Raw genomic sequence first — 22,347 nt, 5'->3', positions numbered from 1 at the left:
GTCCGAATTGCCAGGTAGATACGAGTGGACGCCCGCGTCCAGCCCGCTCGACATCACGAATCAGACTGAGCCCACAGCATTTCCGCTACCATACAGCGATCTCGATATGAGGAGAAAATCCGACCGCTCGCCGGTTTGCCCCACCGAAAGCACACCGCTCGACGGACACCCACCGGTAGGTAACCAAACCCTTGCCAAATCCGTGCATCTCGGCACGCCACCACGAGACGGCATTCAATTGACACATCAACTAGATGTCCGATTACCGCCAGCACCCTCGTTCGCGTCCGGCTTGACTCGACATCGGGTCACACCACGGAGGTGCGATCGCGAGAGTGAGAGGAAATCGAACGATGGCAACACGGTTCGCGGAGCAGGTCGTCTTGGTCACCGGCGCGACCTCGGGCGTGGGCAAGGCCGTCGCGCTGCGGGTCGCGGGCGAAGGCGCCGCGGTCGTGCTCGGCGCACGCGGCAAGGACGCGGGTGGGCAGGTGGCCGCCGACATCCGCGCGGCCGGCGGACGCGCGCTGTTCGTGCCGACCGACGTCACGGTGGAACAGGACGTGGCCCGGTTGACCGACGCCGCGGTATCCGAATTCGGCCGCCTGGACGCCGCGTTCAACAACGCGGGCGCGGTGCACGCCTTCGGCCCGGTCGCGGAGATCGACGAGGCGGATTGGCGCGCCGATCTCGAGCTCAATCTCACCAGCGTGTTCTACGGCCTGCGGCATCAGGTTCCCGCGCTGGCGGCCTCCGGCGGCGGCGCGATCCTGAACAACGCGTCGAATCTGGGTGTGGTGGGCATGGGCTCGGTGGCGCCGTACGTCGCCGCCAAACACGGAGTGGTCGGCTTGACGCGTGCGGTGGCGCTCGAAGCCGCCGATCAGGGAGTGCGGGTGAACGCACTGGTCTCCGGGGCGGTCGACACCCCGGCGTTCCGTAATTCGATGGGCGCGACGCCCGAAGGAGTGGCTGCCATCGCGGCGCTGCACCCGCTCGGCCGCATCGCGACGCCGGAGGAGATCGCCTCGTTCTGCGCCTATTTGCTCAGCGGTGAAGCCAGTTTCGTCACGGGTGCGGCACTCGCCATCGACGGCGGCTTCACCGCACGGTGACCTCTGGACGTGGGACCGCCTCGGGATACCGGCGCGGCCGGGGTATCCCGAGGCGGGGTTCGTCAGGCGCGCGCCAGCAAGCGGCGGACCCGGCCTGGGCGAGCTTCCACCGTTCCCCCGGCCCGCACCGCGGGCTGCCGCAGCCGCACCAGACGATCGAGTTCCGCCGCGCTGCCGACGGGTTCGGTCAGGCGGCCCGCGTTGAAGTCGGCGGCCAACTGCCGCACCGTCTCCTGCGCGCAGGACTTGTTGGTCCCGATGAAGCCGGTGGGCCCGCGCTTGATCCAGCCGGTCACATAGGTGCCGGTGACCACGGCGCCGCCCGGGCGCTCCAGCACCCGGCCGTCCTGGTTCGGGATCACCGCGGCCTGCTCGTCGAACGGAAGGCCCGGCACCGCCACGCCGCGGTAGCCGACCGAGGTGAGCACCAGGCCCGCGTCGAGCCGATCGGTCTGCCCGGTCCCGACGGCGCTGATGCGGCCGTCCGGATCGGTGACCAGCTCGGTGCGGCCGATTGCGAGACCGGTCACCCGATCGGTGCCGAGGATCTCGGTGGGCGCGGCCAGATAGCGGAACACGATGCGCTTGCGTTGCCCCACCGGCCGGGTGCGCACACTGTGCAGCAGCCGCAGCTTCTGTTCGACATGGAACGGCAGCTCCGCGCCGAGTTCGGGCAGCTCACCCTCGATCACGATGTCCACGTCGCATCCGAGCAAGCCGACGAACTCCGGCACTGTGAAAGCGGATTCGAGCGGACCGCGCCGCCCGAGCACGACCACCTCCTCGACCTTGCTCTCGCGCAACGCCCGCAATGCGTAGGGCGCGATGTCGGTGCCGGTCAGCGTCGCCGGGTCGCTGGTGAGGACGCGCGCGACGTCGAGCGCGACATTGCCGTTGCCGACGATCACGGCACGCCGGCCGGACAGGTCGAAGGCACGGTCGACGTAGTCGGGATGACCGTTGTACCAGGCGACGAAGTCGGTGGCCGAGACATTGCCCGCCAAGCCCTCACCCGGGATGCCGAGCTTGCGATCCGACGACGCGCCGACGGCGTAGATCACGGCGTGGAAGTGCTCGAGCAGCTCGGCATGCGAAACGTGGGCGCCCACATCCACGTTCAAGTACGAACGGAACCCCGGCTGCGCCGCGATGACGTCGAACAGCTCGCCGACCTTGCGGGTCTTGTCGTGGTCCGGTGCGACGCCGTGCCTGGCCAGCCCGTATGGCACCGGCAGCCGGTCGAACACCGTCACCGACACCTCGGGCTGGGTCAGCAGTTCGTCGGCGGCGTACATCGCCGAAGGACCCGACCCAACGATCGCCACCCGCAGCGGCGTGCGCTCGGTGTGGATCCGTGCCGCGGGCACCGGTCGCGCCAGCAGGGGGCGCGGTCGCGCCTGCCGGTAGAAATCGGCGTTGATCTCGATGAACGGCTTCTGCTCAGCGGTCAGCTTCTTCGATGACACGATGGCGTCGACCGGGCACGCGGTGGCGCAGGCGCCGCAGTCCACGCACGCCTGCGGGTCGACGTACAGCATCTCCGCCGTCCGGAAGTCCGATTCGTCGGGCGTGGGATGGATGCAGTTGACCGGGCAGGCGTACACGCAGGACGCGTCGCTGCAACAGGATTGGGTGACGACGTACGGCATGCGACTCAGGCGACCTTGTTCGCGGCGCGCAGCGGTTCCGATCGGTACCGAGTGCTGGGACCGTCGATGCCGAGCGCCTTCCAGACCGCCTTGGCGACCGGGTTCATCAATCCGATGTCCTTGGCCAGGGCGCGCACGTCACAGAAGTAATCGCTGAAGACCTGCTTGGCCTCCGGCGAGCCGTAGAACAGCTCCTTGCGGACCTTCTCCGGGATGTCGAACTCGGCGAAGAACGACCGCGGCGGCGTGACGATCGAGCGGCCGAGAATCCGCATGACGATCGGCATGGCCAGCGAGAGGATGAACTTCTGCGCCGGCTTCGCTTCCGGCACATGGTTCTTCAGGAACTCGTGCGCGAAGGAGATGTGCCGCGCCTCTTCGGCGACGTGAATGGCCATCACGCCGCGCATGATCGGGTGCACCTCTTCGCCCGAGCGCAAGATCTGCTTCTGGATGTGGTCGATCGGCTCCTCACCGGCCAGCACGGCCATGAAGAACAGATTCGGGAACCAGGCCGCCACGGGCGCGCCCAGGTACTTGAACTTGCTGACCAGCGGGCCCATGCCGGGCACGTCCAAGCCGATCCGGTTGACCATCTCCTGGAACATCAGGGTGTGGTTGTGCTCCTCGATCATCTCGTGGGAGCAGTACCGGAACTCCGGCGAGCCGTTGGGTAGGCCGAAGTTGTGGATGACCATGCCGCTGATCAGGATCGACTCGAACTGCAGGCCGACCTTGGCGATGTTCGCCTGCCGGTACTTGCCGACCGCGATCTTCTGCTCGGTCGACAACGCCTGATACCAGGGGTGGCGCGCCACCGTGTCGGCGGACACGGGCAGAATCCAGCGCTCCTCGCCGGCGTCGGCGGCGAAGTCGGGGTTGTCCCAGTCGATGTCTTCGAAGGGATCGAAGTGCTTGTTGACCGATCCCTCGGAGAGCAGCAGCAGCTTCGCGGCGTACTCCTGCGCCTTTTCAAGATCGGGATCGACGGCTGGTGTCACGGCTGCGGACATCGTCGTCACTGCCTCTCCTCGATGGAACCGTTTAACTGTATCCCATAGTTACACCAACGGAGAGTTACGTCAACCCAGCAGTTGCTAGGGCCGCCCGGCGATGCGCGCCCTCATCACGCGCACCGCCGGACGGCCCCTGTTCATCGCGGTCCGTGCCGGGGCCTAACTCACCAACACCCCGTCACCGACCGCCAGGATCGAAGTCCCGAAACCGAATACGGCCGACATACTCGTGACGACGACCACCCGGCCCAGCCTGCGCCTGGTCCGGCGCGACAGCATCAGGGCCCGCGTGGCGGCACGACGACGGACGCGCCTGCGCCTGACCCGGCGCAGCTCGGCCGCCGCCTCGGCCGCGGCCGCCGCCCTCCGTCCGAGGATCGCGGCGCCGTCGGCGGTGGTCCGCCCGGGATCGGCGGCGACGATCACCGGCCTGGCCAATTCCGCCGCCAAGACCTCGGCCACCTCCGCCGGTCGCGCCGCCCCGCCGACCACCAGCACGCGGTCGACGTCGGCCATGGTGACGTCCGCGACCCGCAAGCAGCGGTAGACGAGTTCCAGCGACTCCCGGACATGCTTGACGCGCAGTTCGCCCGCGATCGTGTCGGCGACCGACTCGGCGACCGACGACGAGTGCGGGCCCGGCCCGGCTTGCTCGGCGATCAACGCCCCGAACGCGCGTCCGCCGAACTCGGTGGAACGCAGCGAGACCCCGACGATCGGATTGCGCGGACATCCCGCACCCACCCGGACCAGCGTGACGTCGAGCCCGGCACCGCCGAGGTCGTAGACGAGGGCGAGACCCGGCATGAGCGGACCACGGTCGGCCTCCAGCCAGGCCGCCGCCGCGACGGGTTCGGCCACCAGCGCCACCTGGGTCAGTTCCACGCCGTCCAGCGCCGCGCGCAACGCGTCCACCTGCTCGTCGGCATAGCGGGCCGGATAGGCCACCGCGATGCCGAGCCCGTTTCCGCGGCCGGGATGGTCCTGCCGCACCTCGTCGATCAGGCACTTCGCCACCGTCGCGACGAGGTCCGCCGGGGCGAGCGCGCGGTTGCCCACCCGCGCCCACGTGCTGGAACGCTGCGTGAGATCGGCGAATTCGGTGACCGCGCGGCCGTGCCGGGGAATCATGCCCACCCTGGCCACGCCGGTGCTGTCGAAGGTCAGCGTGGTGCGGCGCGTGATGGTCTGCGCCCGCTGCGTTTTGCGTCGCCCCGGCGGAGCCTTGGCCGAACCTTCCTCCGCGAGAACGGAAACCGTGTTCACCGTACCGATGCTCAACCCGAGACCAACCGCCATCGCAATCCACCCGATCGCCGTGCCGATTTGCTTCGAACGCCGTTTAGGCAACCACTCCGCGATCTTCGTGCCAAGTCCGGACAACCGATTGTCCGCAAGCCGCCTGTGCCTCGCCGCATCCGAATCCACGGGCTACGACGCCCTCACCAGGCCAACCAGCACTACACATGCCGTCCAGTCGGATTTCCTTGCGACACGCGGGGATAGATCATGCCCGGTGGATGTTTGCCGGAATCCGGGTTCTTACGGGCACGGCGCCGAGCGACAGCGCTCGACATGGGGAGACTCCCCTTGACGGATCCGTGCCGACAATTCGCCGAATGGACGGGGCGCCGCACCCGGCGACAGTCGCCGATATTCGCATCGCATGCCGGGTCCGGCCCGACGCCGCTACGACCGCCGCCTGGCGCACACCTCGCCTCCTCGTCGGCAACCGTTCCGCAGCGCAGCCGGATAGCAGTGGACACGGCAACGGGAGAAAGTTTGGCAACTTCTCAGCGCCACACTCCCTATGCCGCCGGGTATGTGACCGGTTCGCGAAAACCCTTAGTGCGCGGGCAGTTCCGGGATCCGAGTGGCGCGGACGTACACCGTCTCGCCGTCCGACAGTCGCAGCGCCTCGGCGTCACCGCGGGTGACCTGCGCGGCGAACAGGTCGCCGGTCGCTGCGTTGCGCAGTTCCACGCGCACCTCGAAGCCGAGGTGCACCACGCGCTCGACCGTCGCCCTGGTGACGCCCGCGGAAGCGGCGGTGCCCTCGTGCTCGGCGAGCGCCATGCCGGGATCCCGGCCGACGCGAATGTCGTGTGGCCGCACCAGATGTCCGTTGAGCCGGGCCACCGCGCCGAGGAACGACATGACGAACTCGTTGGCCGGCCGGTCGTACACGTCCTCCGGAGTGCCGATCTGCTCGATGCGGCCCTTGTTCATCACCGCGATCCGGTCGGCGACGTCGAGCGCCTCCTCCTGGTCGTGGGTGACCAGCACGGTGGTCACGTGGACCTCCTCGTGCAGCCTGCGCAGCCAGGTCCGCAGGTCGGCGCGGACCTTGGCGTCCAGCGCGCCGAACGGCTCGTCCAGCAGCAGCACCTGCGGATCGACGGCGAGCGCGCGGGCCAGCGCCATACGCTGGCGCTGGCCACCCGACAGCTGGGCCGGGTAGCGGTGCTGGAAGCCGTCCAGTCCCACGATGCCGAGCAATTCGTCGACGCGCTTGCTGATCTCGTGCTTCGGACGCTTGCGGATCTTCAGGCCGAACGCCACGTTGTCGCGCACGGTCATGTGCTTGAACGCCGCGTAGTGCTGGAACACGAAGCCGATGTCGCGCTTCTGCGGCGGCACCCGGGTGACGTCGCGCCCCGCGATGCTGACCACGCCGGTGTCCAGCGACTCCAGCCCGGCGATCGAGCGCAGCAGCGTCGACTTGCCCGAACCCGACGGGCCGAGCAGCGCGGTGAGTTCGCCCGAGGGGATGTCCAGACTGACGTCGTCGAGGGCTGCGAACGTGCCGTAGTTCTTGTTCGCGTTGGTCACGGTGATCACTTTGTGCCCCGCTTACGTTCGAGGAGGGTCATCAGCAGAAGGGTGACGAGGGCGATGCCCATCAGCAAGGTGGCGGCGGAGTACGCGCCGAAGGTGTTGTGGTCGTTGATGTACCGGCCGTGCACGAGCAACGTCAGCGTCTGCGACTTGCCCGGCAGCGCGGAGGACACCATGATCACGGCGCCGAACTCGCCGAGCGCGCGGGCCACGGTGAGCACCACGCCGTAGGTCAGGCCCCACCGGATCGCGGGAAGCGTGATCCGCCAAAAGGTCTGCCACTTGGACGCGCCCAGGGTGGCCGCGGCCTGCTCCTGGTCGTCGCCGATCTCGTGCAGCACCGGCTCGACCTCGCGCACCACGAACGGCAGCGTCACGAAGATGGTGGCGATCACCATGCCCGGTAGGTTGAAGATGACCTTGAAGCCCAGGTCTTCCAGACCGCCGAACCAGCCGCCCGCGCCCCAGAGCAGGATCAGCGAGACGCCGACCACCACGGGCGAGACCGCGAACGGCAAGTCCACGATGCCCTGAACCAGGTTGCGGCCCGGGAACTTTCCACGCACCAGCGCGAGCGCCGTCACGATGCCGAAGACCACGTTCACCGGGACGGTGATCGCGACGATCAGGAGGGAGAGCTGGAACGCCGAGATCGCCGCGGGCGTGGTGATCGAGTCGACGAACGCGCCGATCCCCCGCTCGAACGTGCGCCACAGGATGATGATCAGCGGCAGCACCAGCAGTACGAACAAGTAGCCGAGCGCCACCGTCCGCAACGAGATGCGGGTCAGCGGATGCAGTTTCATCGACCCTGCTCCGTCCCAGGGGAATGCCCGCGCCCCGGCGACACGGGGAGCGCTGCGCGATTGTTTGTCATCGGCTCGCCTGCTCCTTGCGCGCGCTGCGTTCGGCGAGCAGCCGCAGAACCAGCAGCGTCGCGAACGAGATGGCCAGCAGCGCGACCGACACGGCCGCCGCGTTCACCGGCCGATCGATCTCGATCTGCTTCTGGATGTACTGGGAGGCCATCTCGGTCTTGCGCGGGATCGCGCCGCCGATCAGCACCACCGAACCGTACTCGCCGATCGCGCGGGCGAAGGCCAGTCCGCCGCCGCTGATGATGGCGGGAGCCAGCGCGGGCAGCACGATCCTGCGGAAGGTGGTCCAGTTGTTCGCGCCCAGCGAGAGCGCCGCCTGTTCCACCTCGCGGTCGGCCTCGATCAGCACCGGCTGCACCGAACGCACCACGAACGGCAGCGTGACGAACGCCAGCGCGACCACCAGGCCCGGCTGGGTGGCGTTCAGGTGGATGTCGATCGGACTCTGCGGACCGTACAGCGAGAGCAGCACGATACTGGCGACGATGGTCGGCAGCGCGAACGGCAGGTCGATCAGCGCGTTGACCACACCCTTGCCGGGAAACCGGTCGCGGACCAGCACCCAGGCGATCAGCGTGCCCATGACCACGTTGACCACCGCCACCACCACCGAGACCAGCACGGTGATGCGCAGCGAGTCCAGCGCGGCGGGCGCGGTGACGGCGTCCCAGAAACCGGACCACCCGTCCTCGAAGCTGGTCACGGTGAGCGCCGCCAGTGGCAGCAGCACGATGATGCTCAGCCACAGCACCGCGGTGGCGATGCCGAGCGGACCCACCGAGCCGGTCACGCGCAGCCACGACCAGTTCCAGCGGCGATCGGGACGCACGGGTTCGGAGACGCCGGGACCAGCTGCCTGCGCGGTCCCGGCGTTACTGCTCGTAGTCACGATCGTCCAGTATCCCGTGTAACGGGGGTCACCCGGTCACTTGGTGGCGTTGTCATAGATCACCGCTACCGAACCCGTGTTCGGGGTGAACAGTTCCTTGTCCACGGTCTTCCAGCCGCCGAGGTCGGCGATCGTCCACAGCTTCTGCGGGGTCGGGAAGTCCTTGGCGTAGTCGGCGGCGACCTTCGGGTCGACCGGGCGGAAACCGGCGGCGGCCCAGGCCTTCTGGCCCGCGGTGGTGAACAGGAAGTCGCGGAAGGCGACGGCCTTCTGCTGGTTCTTGCTGTTCTTCAGCACCGCGACCGGGTTCTCGATCTTGAACGTGACCGGCGGGACGAAGTGCTCGATCTGATCGCCGTTGCGCTCGGAGAAGATCGCCTCGTTCTCGTAACTCAGCAGAACGTCACCGGTGCCCTGCAGGAACGTCTCGGTCGCCTCGCGGCCGGACTTCGGCTGCACCTTCACGTGCTCCTTGGAGACCAGCTTGCTCAGGTAGTCCAGGCCCGCCTGCGGGTTCTTGCCGCCGTCGCTCTTGGCCGCGTACGGCGCGAGCAGGTTCCACTTGGCCGAACCGGAGCTGAACGGGTTCGGGGTGACCACCTCGACGCCCGGCTTCAGCAGGTCGTCCCAGTCCTTGATGCCCTTCGGGTTGCCCTTGCGCACGACGATCGCGACCACCGAGCCGAACGGGATGCCCTTGGTGGCGTCGGCGTTCCAGCTCGCGTCCACCAGGCCCGCGTCGACGAGGCGGGTGATGTCCGGCTCGACCGAGAAGTTCACGACGTCGGCCTCGGCGCCGTCCTTCACCTTGCGGGACTGGTCGCCGGAGGCGCCGTAGGACTGCTGGATCTGGACGTTCTTGCCCTGCTCGGTCTTGTTGAACTCGGGGATCACCTTGTCGAAACCGGGCTTCGGCACGGCGTAGGCGTAGAGGTTCAGGGTGCCGCCGCTGCCGTCGGAAGCGCCCGCCCCGACCGTGTCGCTGGCTCCGCCGCCGCACGCGGTCAGCGCGACCGCCGCTAGGGCGGCTAGGGCAACGGCGCTGTAGCGTCGGCGCGGCGAAAGCCAGGATTTGCGAGCCATCGGGGTGGACCTTTCGTGCGGACCGCCAGTTCTCCGGTAACACATCGGTGGCGGCGACAAACTTATCGATTCAGCAGACCCGCCGATCGAGCGATACGGCAGCGGCGCGACTACCGGCCCACAACGGGCCGTCGGGAAGCGAAAGCACATCTGCAAGAAGCGCGCCAGTCTGCTGACAAACGAGACGCGGATGTGCCCGGTCGCGATCAGCGACAGTAGACGTCCGCGACCGCGAGGTCACCGACAGCAATCAACGCCAATTCATGGCGGACCTGCGGGACTGCGCTCGAAGACACGGGCAGACTGTAGCAGAGCACAAGGCGGAGTTCGAATCGAAGAGCCCAGGAAGAGGGGGGTTTCATCCGATGACCACCAGTCCGGATCGCGTCCGCACGACATTCCCCGGCATCAGCACCCGCACGTGGGAGCACCCGGCCGACCGCACCGCCCTGGTTACCCTGCGGTCACTGGCGGGGTTCGACGTGGTGCTGCGCACATTGTCGGGTTTGCTGCAAGAACGCCAGCACCGGCTGCTGTATCTGGCCACCGCGGTACGGGTGGACGAGCGGCAATTCCGCACCCTGCACCACCTGCGCGAGGACTGTGTGCGAATCCTGGACGCCCCCACGACGCCCGAGCTGTTCGTGTTGCAGAGCCCACAGGTGAATGCCTTCACCATCGGAATGGACCGGCCGTTCACCGTGCTGACCACCGGGTTGCTCGAACTGATGGACACCGAGGAGCTGCGTTTCGTGGTGGGCCACGAACTCGGGCACGCGCTGTCCGGCCACGCGGTGTACCGCACGATGCTCATGCACCTACTGCGGGTCTCGGCGAGCGTCGGCTGGTTGCCGGTCGGTGGGTGGGCTCTGCGCGGCATCGTCGCGGCCCTGATGGAGTGGAGCCGCAAGTCCGAGCTGTCCGGCGACCGGGCCGGGCTGCTGTGCGGCCAGGATGTCGACGCTTCGGTCCGCGTGCACATGAAGACGGCCGGGGGCGCCTTGGTGAAGGAGATGAATCACGGGGCATTCCTGGCCCAAGCCGACGACTACGAGCGGTCCGGCGATCTGCGCGACGGCGTGCTGAAGCTGCTCAACCTGGAGTTACAGAGCCACCCGTTCTCCGTGCTGCGCGCGGCCGAACTGCGCCGCTGGATCCAGAGCGGCGACTACGACCGCGTGCTCTCGGGCGACTATCCGCGCCGTGACCAGGATCGCGCCACCCGGATCACCGACGAGATGAAGGCCGCCGCCCGCACCTATCGCACGAACTTCGACCAGTCCGACGATCCGCTCATCCGTACCGTGCGCACGCTGGGCCGGGATGTCGGCGCGGCGGCGAGCACGGTCGCCCACGAGGTCGGCGACACCGTCGCGAAGCTCGGCAAGCGGTTCGGCGACTGGCGCGGCGGCGGGAACTGACCGTCAGCGGGTGATCAACCAGGCGACGACGATCAGCACGAGCAGCGCGATGAGGGCGAGCTGAACCCGCGAACGAGGCATCAGCGCGCCCCGCTCTGCACGGGAGTGCGATCCGCGGCGGCCTGCCCGGGCTCGAGCACCGCCGCCGCAGCGGCCGGGGCGGGGCGGGCCGGTGCGGGATGGGCGCCGTAGCGGCGATCCAAGACGCGCAGCACAGCGCGCAGCACGCGATCGAGCCCGTAGGCGATGGCGAAGCTGATCGGGACCATGCCCACGAGCACCACGAGGAACTGCGGGATGAACGGCAGTCCCGCCACCCACAGCTCGAAGCCGTCCCACCAACCTGCGATGCGATGCACGGCTCCAGCCTAGTCGGTACGCCGGCCGGTTCCACGAGGCCGTCGGCCACATCGGCGGACGGAGGAATCGCGCAGTGGACGACGGGCGCACATCGGCCCGAAGATGGGGTATGGCGTCCTCCGATGACCTCACCCTCAACGACTCCGACGGCCTGCCGACGAACTTGGCCGAAACCCACCGCCACGGCGCCTACCCGCCGATCGATGACTACGCCTTCCTGTCCGACTGCGAGACGAGTTGCCTGGTCGCCAGCAACGGCGCGGTGGAATGGATGTGTGTTCCGCGGCCGGATTCGCCGAGCATCTTCGGGGCGCTCCTCGACCGCAGCGCGGGGCACTTCCGGGTCGGGCCGTACGGGGTCAACGTGCCCGCCGCCCGCCGCTACCTGCCCGGCGGGATGATCCTGGAGACCACCTGGCAGACCGGCACCGGCTGGCTGATCGTGCGCGACGCACTGGTGCTCGGCCCCTGGCACAACAACGATCAGCGCAGCAAGACCCACCGGCGCACCCCGATGGACTGGGATGCCGAGCATCTGCTGCTGCGCACGGTGAAATGCGTGAACGGCACCGTGGAGCTGGAGGTGAGCTGCGAGCCCGCGTTCGACTACCACCGGGCGAGCGCACGGTGGGAGTACACCGGCAAGGTGTACGAGGAAGCGACCGCGGTGCGCGGCGACGAGCCCAGCGCCGGGCCGAGCCTGGTGCTCACCACCGATCTGCGTCTCGGACTCGAGGGGCGCGAGGCGCGCGCCCGCACCAGGATGAAAGAGGGCGACGAGGTCTTCGTCGCGCTCACCTGGTCGGAACTGCCCGCGCCGCGCACCTTCGGCGAGGCCGCCGAGAAGATGTGGCAGACCACCGAATGCTGGCGCCAGTGGATCACGCTCGGCAAGTTCCCCGATCACCCGTGGCGCAACTACTTGCAGCGCAGCGCGCTCACCCTCAAAGGCCTCACCTACGCTCCGACCGGCGCCCTGATGGCCGCCGCCACCACCTCGCTGCCGGAAACCCCTGGCGGAGAACGCAATTGGGATTACCGCTACAGCTGGGTGCGGGATGCCAGCTTCGCGCTGTGGGGCCTGTACACGCTGGGCCTGGACCGGGAGGCCGACGACTTCTTCGCCTTTCTCAACGACGCGACGACCGGCGAGGACGGCGAGCCCGTCCCGCTGCAGGTGCTCTACGGCATCGGGGGCGAGCGGCAGCTCGACGAGATCATCCTCGATCACTTGGGCGGCTACGACCAGTCCCGTCCGGTGCGCATCGGCAACAATGCCTACAGCCAGGATCAGCACGACATCTGGGGCACCATGCTCGACGCGGTCTACCTGCACGTGAAGTCGCGCCAGCAGGTGCCGGAGACGCTGTGGCCGCTACTGGTCCGACAGGTGCACGCCGCCATCGAGCACTGGAAGGAGCCCGATCGGGGCATCTGGGAGGTGCGCGGCGAGCCGCAGCACTTCACCTCGTCCAAGGTGATGTGCTGGGTGGCGCTGGACCGCGGCGCGAAGCTCGCCGAGTTGCACGGCCAGTACGAGCACGCCGAAGAGTGGTACGCGATCGCGGAGGAGATCAAGGCCGACGTCCTGGCCAACGGCGTCACCTCAGAAGGCGTGTTCACCCAGGTCTACGGCGGCGACACGCTGGACGCCTCGCTGCTGCTGGTGGTGCTCACCCGCTTCCTGCCGCCCGAGGACGACCGCGTGCGCGCGACCGTGCTGGCCATCGCCGACCGGCTCACCGAGAACGGCTTGGTGCTGCGGTACCGGACCGAAACCACCGACGACGGCCTGAGCGGCACGGAAGGAGCGTTCACCATCTGCTCGTTCTGGCTGGTCTCCGCGCTGGTCGAGATCGGGGAGATCCAGCGGGCGCGGCACCTGTGCGAACGACTGCTCGGCTTCGCCAGCCCCCTGCGGTTGTACGCCGAGGAGATCGATCCGCGCAGTGGCCGCCACCTCGGTAACTTCCCCCAGGCGTTCACCCACCTCGCGCTGATCAACGCCGTGACCCACGTCATCCGTGCCGAGAGCTCCCGGCACGCGGGCCGCTTCCAGCCCGCGAACACCCCGCAGGGCCATCCGGTCTGACCGACGCCGGGAAACGGTCTACGCCGGAACCAGTCCGTCGGCCTCCTCGCGCAGCGCGTGCAGTTTGCCGAGCCGCGCCTCGAGGTCGGCGATCCGCTCCGGCCTGCGGTCGCCGTACTTCCCGTAGTTCTCCTCGGCCGAGCGCAGCGCGTCGTCCGCGGCGCGCGAAACCTCGGTCGCGATGTCGGTGAAGTGGTCGCGCAGCACTCGCTGCACGGCGCGCAAGCGGTTGCGCGACTCCTTGCCGACCTGGAAGATCACGTCGTCCATCAGGCGGGCCACCGCTACCTTGGCCTCGGCCCGGCGGCGCACCTTGCGGCTCTTGCGGTCGTCCCACAGCGCGTTCACGCCCAGCAGCACGCCCGCACCCGCCGAGTACCAGTTCACCAGCGACATGCCCAGGAGGCTGGTGGCCAGACCGACCATCAGGATGCCGCCGTAGGAACCGCGCAGACCGGTCAGGAATTGCTGGGTGACCCCGGCTTTCGCGCTCTCGAGGGGCTCCAGCGGCTGCACCGCCTCGAGCACCTCACCGGGGTTGGACAAGCGCAGGTCCGGCAGCGGCGGGGTCCGGTTGTCGGCCGGGAACTTGGCGGCCACCTGCTCGGACAACTCCATCGAGCGGTAGTGCGCCACGGCGAAGTTCTCCTCGACCGCCTCGCAGATGCGCGCGTCCAGATCCGCGGCGAAATCCTTCCAGCGGCGCGCCGGATCGGTCTGGGCGATCTCGGCCTCGGCGTCGCGGATCAGGCTGCGCAGCCGGTGGCGCAGATCGTGCTCGATGTCGGCCATCAGCTCAGTCGCGCCGTCGACCAGCGTGACCTGCCAGTTCGCGGTGCGCTGGCGCAGCTGATCGGCCTCGTCGCGCGCGCGGGCGAGCTGGTCGGTGATCTCGGCGCGGCGTCGCGGGTCGCGCAGCGCCTCGGCTTCGGTGCGCAGGGTCAGCGCGAGGTGATCGCAGACCAGGCGGATGTCCCCGACCGCGGCTTCCAGCGCCACCGCGTCCGCGCGGGCGACCACGTAGTCGCGCAGATGATCGATCAGCTGCGGCACGCCGGATTCGATGTCGCGCTGGTAGTCACCGGTCAACCCGGCCTGCCGGTGCAGTTCCGCGGAGACCGGGGCCACCGCGAAGCCGAGTCCCGCCGAGTCCAGCAGTTCCCGGTTGCGCTGCTGGGTGCGCGCCCAATGCGGGAACACGTCGATCTTGTTCAGCACGCAGATCACGGTCGGGCAGATCTGCTGGATGCGCTGCAACTCGGCGATCTGCTCCGCGGTCAGCTCGGTGCCGGCGTCGCCGACGTAGAGCACGGCGTCGGCCGCGGCGATCATCGACCAGGTGGTGCGGTTGTCGCCCAGCGCGCCCGGCGCGTCCATCACCACGACACCGTCGGCGAGCAGCGGACTGGGCTGGGTGAACTCGGCACGGACGACGCCCTGGGTGGCCAGCGCGGGACCGGGATCGAGCGGGTCGACCGACTGACGTTCGGTGCGGCCGTGCTCGGTCTGCCGCACCAGCGTCGCGGTCGGCTCCGGCCCGTACTCGACGATCACCGGGACGCTCAGATCGCTGTTCGTCGCACTGACCGAGGCACCGACCAGGCTGTTGACCAGCGTGCTCATGCCGTTCTTCGGACGACCGACGACCACGAGCCGCACCCGGGGATCGCTCACCCTGGCACGAACCATGCTCAGTCGGCTGCCGAGGTCGTCGCGTCCCGCGGATCGGGCCGTCTCCCGCAGCTCGTCGAGTATCCGAATGAGCGGGGCCATCGCGTCCGGATGTTTCACGGTCGCAGCCTTCAGCCCGGCAGCGGCAGACAACCCTCCTCCTTACTCTCGATGACTTTCGTTCAGGTGCCCCCTGCGACCACTCCGCAGTCGTCAGAACCCGCTACGCCCCTGCTAGATCAGGGAGATGTCCGACGCATCGGACACGTAATGGTGCGTTTCCACTATGCCCGACTCCGGCAGCAGTGCACCCGAGAGGCTGCCACCCGAGGACAGCGCCAGTGCGGAGTGGTCGTAGGTGTAGTCGGCGACCGGGTAGACGGTGTCGGCCGGGTGGTCGAGCGCCAGCGGCGCCGAGATGCCGTGCGGCTTCGGGTCGATCACCTGCGGCTTGATCGGCGCCTGGGTGGGTACGGGGGCGGTGTAGGTCGGCGCGGACGGGGCGTGCGGCTCGACGGTGGGCGCCTGTGCGGGTGCGCTGTAGGTCGGCTGGTCCGGCGCCTCGTACGTCGGCTGCGAAGGCCTGCTCACCGTCGGTACGTCGCCTGTGGGCAGTTCGTGGGTCGGCACGTCGTTGGTCGGGTGGGTGCTGTTGGAGGTGCCACCGGTGCTCGGGCGACCCGTGACGCCACCCGGCGAGGTCGCGTCGTCACCCGGGGTGGTCGGCGCATGCGTCGGCGCCGGGGTCTGGGTGACCGTCGCGCCAGGGACCTTGGCGGGCGGCACGTCCGGAGCGGTGGTGACGCCCCCGTGCGGCACCGTGGTGGCGCCCGGGAGCTTCGTGACGTCGTGGTCCGGCGTCTTCGGCGCGGAGGGGACGGTCACGTCGCCGGGAACGCTCGGCGTCGGCGTGGTCTTGACGATCGTCGTCGGCGCGGTGACGGTCGACGCGGGCGACTGGGCCGGGTGGGACGGATGCGGGTCGGTCCCGGGGGCCGGCTTCACCACGGGCGCCGGCCGTACCGCGTCGAACAGCGCGGGGACGGCCGCCGCGGGAGCGGTCAGCACGGACGGGCCCTCCGGAGCGGCGAACACATTCGCGATCGGGGTCGAGGCGGCGTCGGGCTGGATCGTGGTCTGCAGCGGGGTGGCCGCGACCACCGGTGCCGCGGCGACCGCCGCGGGTGCGGGCGCGGGCGCCGTGGCGGCAGGGGCCACCGGCGCGACCGCGCTCACGGGGGCGACGGACGCCGAGGCCGCCAGCGGCTGCGCGACGCTCGATGCCGTCGGCGCACCGGCCGCCGACGCGGACTGCGCGACGCCGGACGCCGCCGACGACTGCGTAGCGGACGCGCCCGATGACGTGAGCCCACCGAGCAGTCCGGAAGGGCCTTGGCTCAGCGCGTTCGGCTGGGCGGCCGCGCTGGCGGTGCCGTCCGGCAGATGGATGCCGTCGGCCAGATAGTCGGTGAATTCGTCGAGCTGATCGCCGACGTGCCCGACGGCGGCGTCGACCTTCATCTCGGAGGTGAAGTAGATCCCGTTCGGGCCGACCCCGAAGTCGACCGACCACTGGGTGCCGACGAACATTCCGAGATCGCCGCCCTGACCGACGCCGTCGAACGGATCGCCCGCCGCGTGCGCCGCACCGGCGCCGCTGTTGCCGGGCAGGTCGAAGACGGTGGAGCCGGGCGCGGTGAAGCCGTTCGCGCCGGGCAGGCCGAAGCCGTGCCCGGCTTGGCCGAGTCCGTGGCCGGGCAGGCCGAACCCGTGCCCGCCGGGCGCGTCGAGATCGTTCGCGGCGTCGGACCGGACGCCGGGCAGCGAGAAACCGTTGGACACGTGACCGTCGGTCCCCGGGATGGACAGTCCGCTCCCGGCATCCCCGTCCATGCCGGGGATCCCGCCGAGCCCGGGGACGCCGCCGCCGGAGTGTCCGGGCAGCTGCGTCCCGTGGCCGCCGGACTCGCCGGGCAGCGTCGGCAGCTGCATCCCCTGCGCGCCGGACTCGCCGGCCAGCGTCGGCAGTGGCATGCCGGCGTCGGTGCCGCTGTACTCGCCGGGGAGCGTGGGCAGCGCCCCGGCGGGGCCCGCGCCGGGGCCGGGCAGGGCGAACCCGGGCGCGGGATTGCCCGGTCCTGGCACCGGGTTTCCGTGCGCCACCGGGACATTCGAGCCATGCGAGAACGGCGCGGGCTCGACGACCGGGTCCGGGAAGGTGATCACCGGGCTCGGCTGGTCGGGATCGGGATCGGTGCTGTGCGCCCAGCCGGTGTGCCAGCTGTCGAGACGGGATTCGCCGGGCTGTGCGGGGACGCCGCCGCCGTTGGCGGCCACCAGCGCGCCGCCGGTGACATAGGCGCCCGCCCGCGCGACCCTTGCGACGCCGGTGGCCACACGGTAGGCGGTGTCCCCCGCGCGGTCGGCCTCTTCGGTGTCGCCGTCGAAGGGCAGATCACGCGTCATGAAAGCTCCACTCTCGGTTGTTCAGCATCCTCACCACGCCGGTCCGACCGAGAGTGAAGATCACCCAACAGTATTTCGGGAATACTCCCCTGTCACATTCTCCAGGACTGGAGAGAATGCGACTGTGGCGGGCAACACAACCCTGCCATCCGATTTGCCGGATCGGAAGCCCCATTTCCGGCGGCCTCCCCGACCGCGCACAGTCTCGAATAGACACCGTCACCAGGCCTGATCGAAACGTGGCGAGTGCGCGGCGGCAAGAGTTGAAGGAACTCTGAGAGTTGCCGACGGAGTGCCGAGCATTTGCTCTCCATCGAGGAATTCGACGAATCAGCCGTTCGGCGGCATGGACGCCGAGTTGGCCGGGACGCGAACGTATCGACCGGACGACTATCGGCCCATATCGACTTCCACTCGGCAGCATCGCGACGATCCACGTCTGCACACCGTCCGACACGTCCGTTACAAGTTTGCGCCGTGGCCAATGCCTCACTTTCCAATCCCGCGCATCGCGCACCACGGGCGCAGCCGACACCACGATCTCAGACTGTGGGATTAGATTGACCTCATGGCCGGACATCGAATCTTGGTCGTGGACGACGAGGTTCGCGTCCTCGCGTCGCTGCGGCGGGGACTGGAGCTCTCCGATTTCGAGGTCGTCACCGCGACCGACGGCGCCGAGGCCCTGAGCATGGTCCGCGCCACCACGCCCGACGCGATGGTGCTCGACGTCAACATGCCCGAACTCGACGGTGTCGGCGTGGTCACCGCGCTGCGGGCGATGGGCGACGACATCCCGATCTGTGTGCTCAGCGCGCGCACCGCGGTCAGCGACCGGATCGCCTGCCTGGAACGCGGAGCCGACGACTACCTCACCAAGCCGTTCGATCTCGGCGAGCTGGTCGCGCGGTTGAACGCGCTGCTGCGACGCAGGCGTAAACCGCTGGACCGCCCCGACCGGGCGCGCACGGTCGGGCAGGTGCGGATCGACCCCGCCGGACGCCGCGTGCTGGCCGGGGGCAGGCCGGTGGAGTTGACGAAACGTGAATTCGAGGTGCTCGCCCTGCTCGCCGAGCACATCGGGATCGTGCTCGACCGCGAGCAGATCCTGTCCGCAGTGTGGGGTTACGACTTCCCCACCGACACCAATGTCGTCGACGTCTTCGTCTCCTACCTGCGGCGCAAGCTGGAGGCGGACGGCGTACCCCGGATACTCCACACCGTGCGCGGCGTCGGCTTCGTCCTCCGGGAGGAACCATGAGCGGATCGCCGTCGCTGCGCACCCGGGTAGCGGTCGTGTCGGGGGTGGTCGCGGCACTGGTCGCGCTCACCTTGACGATCACTTTCGCCACCCTGCTCGGCGCCACCGGTGAACGTCAGCTGGACGAGACCGTCTCGTCGATGGCGGTGCGGGTCGCCGCGCCGCGTGAAGCCGCGCCCGCGCAACCTGTTCCGCCGTCCGCGGCCACGCTGTCTCCCGAGCAGGGGCCCGCGGACGCGCGCGGACCCGTGGCGCCCGCGGACGCGGCGATCGCCCGGGTCGACGGGCTGCCCGGCGTGCTGGTCGCGCTCGATCCCGACCGCGACGTCGTGGAGGCGGCTATACATCGCAGCCAGCGCATCGGGCTCGGCATCGGCGTGGCGGGCGCGTTGCTGGCCGCCCTGCTCGGCTGGTTCCTCGCCGGGTTCGCCGCACGGCCGTTGCGTCGTCTCGCCGATGCCACCCACCGCATCGACACGTTGGAGAAACTGCCGCCGCTGTCCGGCCGCGGCGCGCGGGAAGCCGAGGAACTCTCCGACGCGATCACCCGCATGCTCGCCCGGCTGGAAGCCGCCCACCGCGCCACCCAACGGGCGCTGACCGGCGCACGCGACTTCGCCGCGGTCTGCGCGCACGAGTTGCGCACGCCGCTCACCGCGCTGCGCACCGACCTGCAAGTACTTGCCACCAAGGAGATTCCGGAACAGCAGCGCGGCGTGATCCTGTCCGAGATCCTCTTCGCCGAGCGGCAGATCGAGAACACGCTGACCGATCTGGAACGCCTCGCGGTCGGCGAACTCACCGAACCGGACGTCTTCGAGCCGTTCGACCTCTGCGACACCCTCGACCGCGCGGTGCACGACGCGCGGCGCGGGCATCCCGAGGTGCGGGTCGAACTCGCCGAATGCCCACCGATCACGGTGAACGGTCTACCGGGCGGCATCATGCTCATCGTCACGAATGCCGTCGCCAACGCCGTGCAACACGGCAAGGCCGGAACCGTCACCGTCAGCGCACGATCCGGCCCGGAGGACATCGTGGAGATCTACGTGGACGACGACGGTCGCGGCGTCCCCGAGGCGTTGCGCGGCGACGCCTTCGACCGCTTCGTCAAGGGCCCCGGTTCCCCCGGCTCGGGCCTCGGCCTGGCCCTGGTCCGTCAGCAAGCCGAATTGCATTCCGGCACGGCCGAACTCGACGAGAGCCCGATGGGCGGCGCCCGCCTGCGCGTACGGCTGCGCGCGGCGGGCTAGCCGCCTACTTCTTGTCCTTCGGCTTGTCCGAAGCGGCGTCCGAGGACAGCGCGGCCACGAAGGCTTCCTGCGGGACGTCGACGCGGCCGATCGTCTTCATCCGCTTCTTGCCTTCCTTCTGCTTCTCCAGCAGCTTGCGCTTGCGGCTGATGTCACCGCCGTAGCACTTGGCCAGCACGTCCTTGCGGATGGCGCGGATGTTCTCGCGGGCGATGATCTTCGACCCGATCGCGGCCTGGATGGGCACCTCGAACTGCTGGCGGGGGATCAGCTCGCGCAGCTTGGTGGTCATCTTGTGGCCGTAGGCCTGGGCGGCGTCGCGGTGCACGATCGCGCTGAACGCGTCCACCGCCTCGCCCTGCAACAGGATGTCCACCTTCACCAGCTGCGATTCCTGCTCGCCCGCCTCCTCGTAGTCGAGGCTCGCGTAACCGCGGGTGCGTGACTTCAGCGAATCGAAGAAGTCGAAGATGATCTCCGCCATCGGCATGGTGTAGCGCAGCTCGACGCGGGTCTCGGACAGGTAGTCCATGCCGCCGAGCTCGCCGCGGCGGGACTGGCACAGCTCCATGATCGAGCCGATGAACTCGCTCGGCGCGATGATGGTGCACTTCACCACCGGCTCGTAGACATTGCGAACCTTGCCTTCGGGCCAGTACGAGGGATTGGTGACGACGTGCTCGGCGCCGTCCTCCATCTCCACCCGGTACACCACGTTCGGGGCCGTCGAGATGAGGTCGAGGTCGAACTCGCGTTGCAGGCGTTCCCGCGTGATCTCCATGTGCAGCAGGCCGAGGAAGCCGCAGCGGAAGCCGAACCCGAGCGCGACCGAGGTCTCCGGCGTGTAGGTCAGGGCGGCGTCGTTGAGCTGCAACTTCTCCAACGCGTCGCGCAGGTCCGGGTAGTCGGAGCCGTCCACCGGATACAGACCGGAGTACACCATCGGGCGCGGCTCGCGATAGCCGGTGAGCGGTTCGGTCGCGCCGCCGCGCGCGCCGGTCACCGTGTCGCCGACCTTGGATTGGCGCACGTCCTTCACGCCGGTGATCAGGTAGCCGACCTCGCCGACGCCGAGCCCCTGGGTCGGTTTCGGCTCGGGCGAGACGATGCCGATCTCCAGCAGCTCGTGAGTCGCGCCGGTGGACATCATCTTGATCTTCTCGCGCGGAGTCAGCTTGCCGTCCACCACACGGACGTAGGTGACCACGCCGCGGTAGGTGTCGTAGACCGAGTCGAAGATCATCGCGCGGGCGGGCGCGTCCGCCTCGCCGACCGGCGGCGGCACCTGGGCGATCACCTCATCGAGCAGATCGGCCACGCCCTCGCCCGTCTTGCCGGAGACGCGCAGCACGTCCGACGGATCGCAGCCGACGATGTGCGCCAGCTCGGCGGCGTAGCGCTCCGGGTCCGCGGCGGGCAGGTCGATCTTGTTCAGCACCGGGATGATCGTCAGATCCTTCTCCAGCGCCAGGTACAGGTTGGCCAGCGTCTGCGCCTCGATGCCCTGCGCGGCGTCGACCAGCAGGATCGCACCCTCGCACGCCTCCAGGGCGCGCGACACCTCGTAGGTGAAGTCGACGTGGCCGGGTGTGTCGATGAGGTGCAGCACGAAATCGGTGCCCGCGTGCTCCCCCGTCCGGGGCGTCCAGGGCAGCCGCACGTTCTGGGCCTTGATGGTGATGCCGCGCTCGCGCTCGATGTCCATCCGGTCCAGATACTGCGCACGCATCTGCCGCTCTTCGACCACACCGGTCAGTTGCAGCATCCGGTCGGCCAGCGTCGACTTGCCGTGGTCGATGTGCGCGATGATGCAGAAGTTCCGGATCCGGGCGGGATCGGTGAACGTCGTGTCGGCGAAGCTGGCGGGCACTCCACTCCTCATGGGTATCGGCAAACTGCCGTCTATCGTCCCATGGTGCTGTGTCGGTTTTTGCAGCGCCTGCGGCGCTGCGTGTTCGCGGCCCCTCATGGCTCGCGTCCGAGCGGGCGAGTCTCGCGACTACGTCGCATGCGCTTCGCCCACTCGGACACGAGCCGGGCCGCGAACGGTGCTCGTAAGACTCGCACCCTGGCGGGTCGAGAGTGTGATCGAGCTGCGGATCCTTCCTTTACCCGGGGTGAATGGACGGACGCAGCTGAGCCGGTGACGGCTGGGTATGAGCCAGTGGATCCGTCGCAGACGCTTCGGGCAGTCAGACATGAAGTGCGCCGCGACGGTCGCGGTGCGATGCTGCGCCCTGCGCGACCGCTCATGGTCAGCGATTACTGTCTGCCTGCGCATTGCGCGAAGAATGCGCTGAGGCCACGCTTCGAAGATGTCACCGCCCGCACCGTCGCCACCGTCGGGCGCGCCGC

At 69.0% G+C, this 22,347-nt stretch carries 17 protein-coding genes; 5 read left to right on the top strand and 12 right to left on the bottom strand.

Going from position 1 to position 22,347, the window contains the following annotated elements; translation table 11 throughout:
- Positions 1-353 precede the first annotated feature (353 nt).
- The gene (locus ACFV2O_RS29625; RefSeq protein WP_379254706.1) at positions 354-1,115 is read left to right on the top strand and encodes an SDR family NAD(P)-dependent oxidoreductase; all 762 of its coding nucleotides are present in this window, start codon (positions 354-356) and stop codon (positions 1,113-1,115) included.
- 62 nt (positions 1,116-1,177) lie between these two features.
- On the opposite strand, the gene ACFV2O_RS29620 is transcribed toward ACFV2O_RS29625, so the two are convergent.
- The 8 genes from ACFV2O_RS29620 to ACFV2O_RS29585 all read right to left on the bottom strand — a co-directional run bounded on the left by ACFV2O_RS29620 (position 1,178) and on the right by ACFV2O_RS29585 (position 9,830).
- Positions 1,178-2,764 (bottom strand): FAD-dependent oxidoreductase, encoded by a 1,587-nt coding sequence (locus ACFV2O_RS29620; protein ID WP_379254704.1) that lies wholly within the window; start codon positions 2,762-2,764, stop codon positions 1,178-1,180.
- Between the two features lie 5 nt (positions 2,765-2,769).
- Complete coding sequence (locus tag ACFV2O_RS29615; RefSeq protein ID WP_379254702.1) at positions 2,770-3,786, bottom strand: diiron oxygenase; 1,017 nt, start codon at positions 3,784-3,786, stop codon at positions 2,770-2,772.
- Between the two features lie 153 nt (positions 3,787-3,939).
- On the bottom strand, positions 3,940-5,046 hold the full coding sequence (locus ACFV2O_RS29610) for an Hsp70 family protein (protein WP_379254701.1): 1,107 nt from the start codon (positions 5,044-5,046) through the stop codon (positions 3,940-3,942).
- 579 nt (positions 5,047-5,625) lie between these two features.
- Positions 5,626-6,621, bottom strand: a complete 996-nt coding sequence (locus ACFV2O_RS29605; protein WP_379254699.1) for a sulfate/molybdate ABC transporter ATP-binding protein — start codon at positions 6,619-6,621, stop codon at positions 5,626-5,628.
- On the bottom strand, positions 6,618-7,424 hold the full coding sequence (cysW, locus tag ACFV2O_RS29600; RefSeq protein ID WP_355072388.1) for a sulfate ABC transporter permease subunit CysW: 807 nt from the start codon (positions 7,422-7,424) through the stop codon (positions 6,618-6,620). The genes ACFV2O_RS29605 and cysW overlap by 4 nt, the downstream gene beginning before the upstream one ends.
- A 67-nt stretch (positions 7,425-7,491) precedes the next feature.
- Positions 7,492-8,325 (bottom strand): sulfate ABC transporter permease subunit CysT, encoded by an 834-nt coding sequence (cysT, locus tag ACFV2O_RS29595; protein ID WP_379254765.1) that lies wholly within the window; start codon positions 8,323-8,325, stop codon positions 7,492-7,494.
- A gap of 96 nt (positions 8,326-8,421) precedes the next feature.
- Positions 8,422-9,468, bottom strand: a complete 1,047-nt coding sequence (locus tag ACFV2O_RS29590) for a sulfate ABC transporter substrate-binding protein (protein WP_355072386.1) — start codon at positions 9,466-9,468, stop codon at positions 8,422-8,424.
- A gap of 206 nt (positions 9,469-9,674) precedes the next feature.
- Entirely contained in the window at positions 9,675-9,830 is a 156-nt protein-coding gene (locus ACFV2O_RS29585; protein WP_353963123.1) for an Ms4533A family Cys-rich leader peptide, read from the bottom strand.
- A gap of 3 nt (positions 9,831-9,833) precedes the next feature.
- On the opposite strand from ACFV2O_RS29585, the gene ACFV2O_RS29580 reads away from it, so the two are divergent.
- Entirely contained in the window at positions 9,834-10,889 is a 1,056-nt protein-coding gene (locus tag ACFV2O_RS29580; protein ID WP_379254696.1) for a M48 family metallopeptidase, read from the top strand.
- An 80-nt stretch (positions 10,890-10,969) separates the two neighbouring features.
- On the opposite strand, the gene ACFV2O_RS29575 is transcribed toward ACFV2O_RS29580, so the two are convergent.
- Positions 10,970-11,248, bottom strand: a complete 279-nt coding sequence (locus ACFV2O_RS29575; RefSeq protein ID WP_379254694.1) for a hypothetical protein — start codon at positions 11,246-11,248, stop codon at positions 10,970-10,972.
- A 110-nt stretch (positions 11,249-11,358) separates the two neighbouring features.
- Here ACFV2O_RS29575 and ACFV2O_RS29570 point away from each other — a divergent pair, with 110 nt between their 5' ends.
- Positions 11,359-13,341 carry a glycoside hydrolase family 15 protein gene (locus tag ACFV2O_RS29570; RefSeq protein WP_355072380.1) on the top strand — a complete coding sequence of 661 codons (1,983 nt, stop codon included), beginning with the start codon at positions 11,359-11,361 and terminating at the stop codon, positions 13,339-13,341.
- 18 nt (positions 13,342-13,359) lie between these two features.
- On the opposite strand, the gene ACFV2O_RS29565 is transcribed toward ACFV2O_RS29570, so the two are convergent.
- Positions 13,360-15,165, bottom strand: coding sequence for a dynamin family protein (locus ACFV2O_RS29565; RefSeq protein ID WP_379254692.1), 1,806 nt, complete (start codon positions 15,163-15,165; stop codon positions 13,360-13,362).
- An 81-nt stretch (positions 15,166-15,246) separates the two neighbouring features.
- Entirely contained in the window at positions 15,247-17,478 is a 2,232-nt protein-coding gene (locus ACFV2O_RS29560; RefSeq protein WP_379254690.1) for a hypothetical protein, read from the bottom strand.
- Positions 17,479-18,046: 568 nt separating this feature from the next.
- On the opposite strand from ACFV2O_RS29560, the gene ACFV2O_RS29555 reads away from it, so the two are divergent.
- Both ACFV2O_RS29555 and ACFV2O_RS29550 read left to right on the top strand, forming a co-directional pair.
- Positions 18,047-18,739: a response regulator transcription factor gene (locus ACFV2O_RS29555; RefSeq protein WP_379254688.1), complete on the top strand. Its 693-nt coding sequence runs from the start codon at positions 18,047-18,049 to the stop codon at positions 18,737-18,739.
- The gene (locus tag ACFV2O_RS29550; protein ID WP_379254686.1) at positions 18,736-19,992 is read left to right on the top strand and encodes a sensor histidine kinase; all 1,257 of its coding nucleotides are present in this window, start codon (positions 18,736-18,738) and stop codon (positions 19,990-19,992) included. Before ACFV2O_RS29555 ends, ACFV2O_RS29550 begins: the two co-directional genes overlap by 4 nt.
- A gap of 4 nt (positions 19,993-19,996) precedes the next feature.
- Here the strand turns inward: ACFV2O_RS29550 and lepA are convergent, their stop codons facing one another.
- Positions 19,997-21,874 (bottom strand): translation elongation factor 4, encoded by a 1,878-nt coding sequence (gene lepA / locus ACFV2O_RS29545; RefSeq protein WP_379254684.1) that lies wholly within the window; start codon positions 21,872-21,874, stop codon positions 19,997-19,999.
- Positions 21,875-22,347: the final 473 nt, after the last annotated feature.

The sequence above is a fragment of the Nocardia sp. NPDC059691 genome (assembly GCF_042733915.1).
GTDB classification, from domain to species: Bacteria; Actinomycetota; Actinomycetes; order Mycobacteriales; family Mycobacteriaceae; genus Nocardia; species Nocardia sichangensis.
The sequence above is the reverse complement of the archived record's forward strand: the minus strand, read 5'-3'. Positions and strand labels throughout refer to the sequence as shown.

Coding starts and splice junctions, on each gene's coding strand:
- ACFV2O_RS29620 (WP_379254704.1), bottom strand. CDS start 2,764: ATGCCGTACGTCGTCACCCAATCCTGTTGCAGCGACGCGTCCTGCGTG.
- ACFV2O_RS29555 (WP_379254688.1), top strand. CDS start 18,047: ATGGCCGGACATCGAATCTTGGTCGTGGACGACGAGGTTCGCGTCCTC.
- cysW (WP_355072388.1), bottom strand. CDS start 7,424: ATGAAACTGCATCCGCTGACCCGCATCTCGTTGCGGACGGTGGCGCTC.
- ACFV2O_RS29590 (WP_355072386.1), bottom strand. CDS start 9,468: ATGGCTCGCAAATCCTGGCTTTCGCCGCGCCGACGCTACAGCGCCGTT.
- lepA (WP_379254684.1), bottom strand. CDS start 21,874: ATGAGGAGTGGAGTGCCCGCCAGCTTCGCCGACACGACGTTCACCGAT.
- ACFV2O_RS29625 (WP_379254706.1), top strand. CDS start 354: ATGGCAACACGGTTCGCGGAGCAGGTCGTCTTGGTCACCGGCGCGACC.
- ACFV2O_RS29580 (WP_379254696.1), top strand. CDS start 9,834: ATGACCACCAGTCCGGATCGCGTCCGCACGACATTCCCCGGCATCAGC.
- ACFV2O_RS29560 (WP_379254690.1), bottom strand. CDS start 17,478: ATGACGCGTGATCTGCCCTTCGACGGCGACACCGAAGAGGCCGACCGC.
- ACFV2O_RS29585 (WP_353963123.1), bottom strand. CDS start 9,830: ATGAAACCCCCCTCTTCCTGGGCTCTTCGATTCGAACTCCGCCTTGTG.
- ACFV2O_RS29570 (WP_355072380.1), top strand. CDS start 11,359: ATGGCGTCCTCCGATGACCTCACCCTCAACGACTCCGACGGCCTGCCG.
- ACFV2O_RS29550 (WP_379254686.1), top strand. CDS start 18,736: ATGAGCGGATCGCCGTCGCTGCGCACCCGGGTAGCGGTCGTGTCGGGG.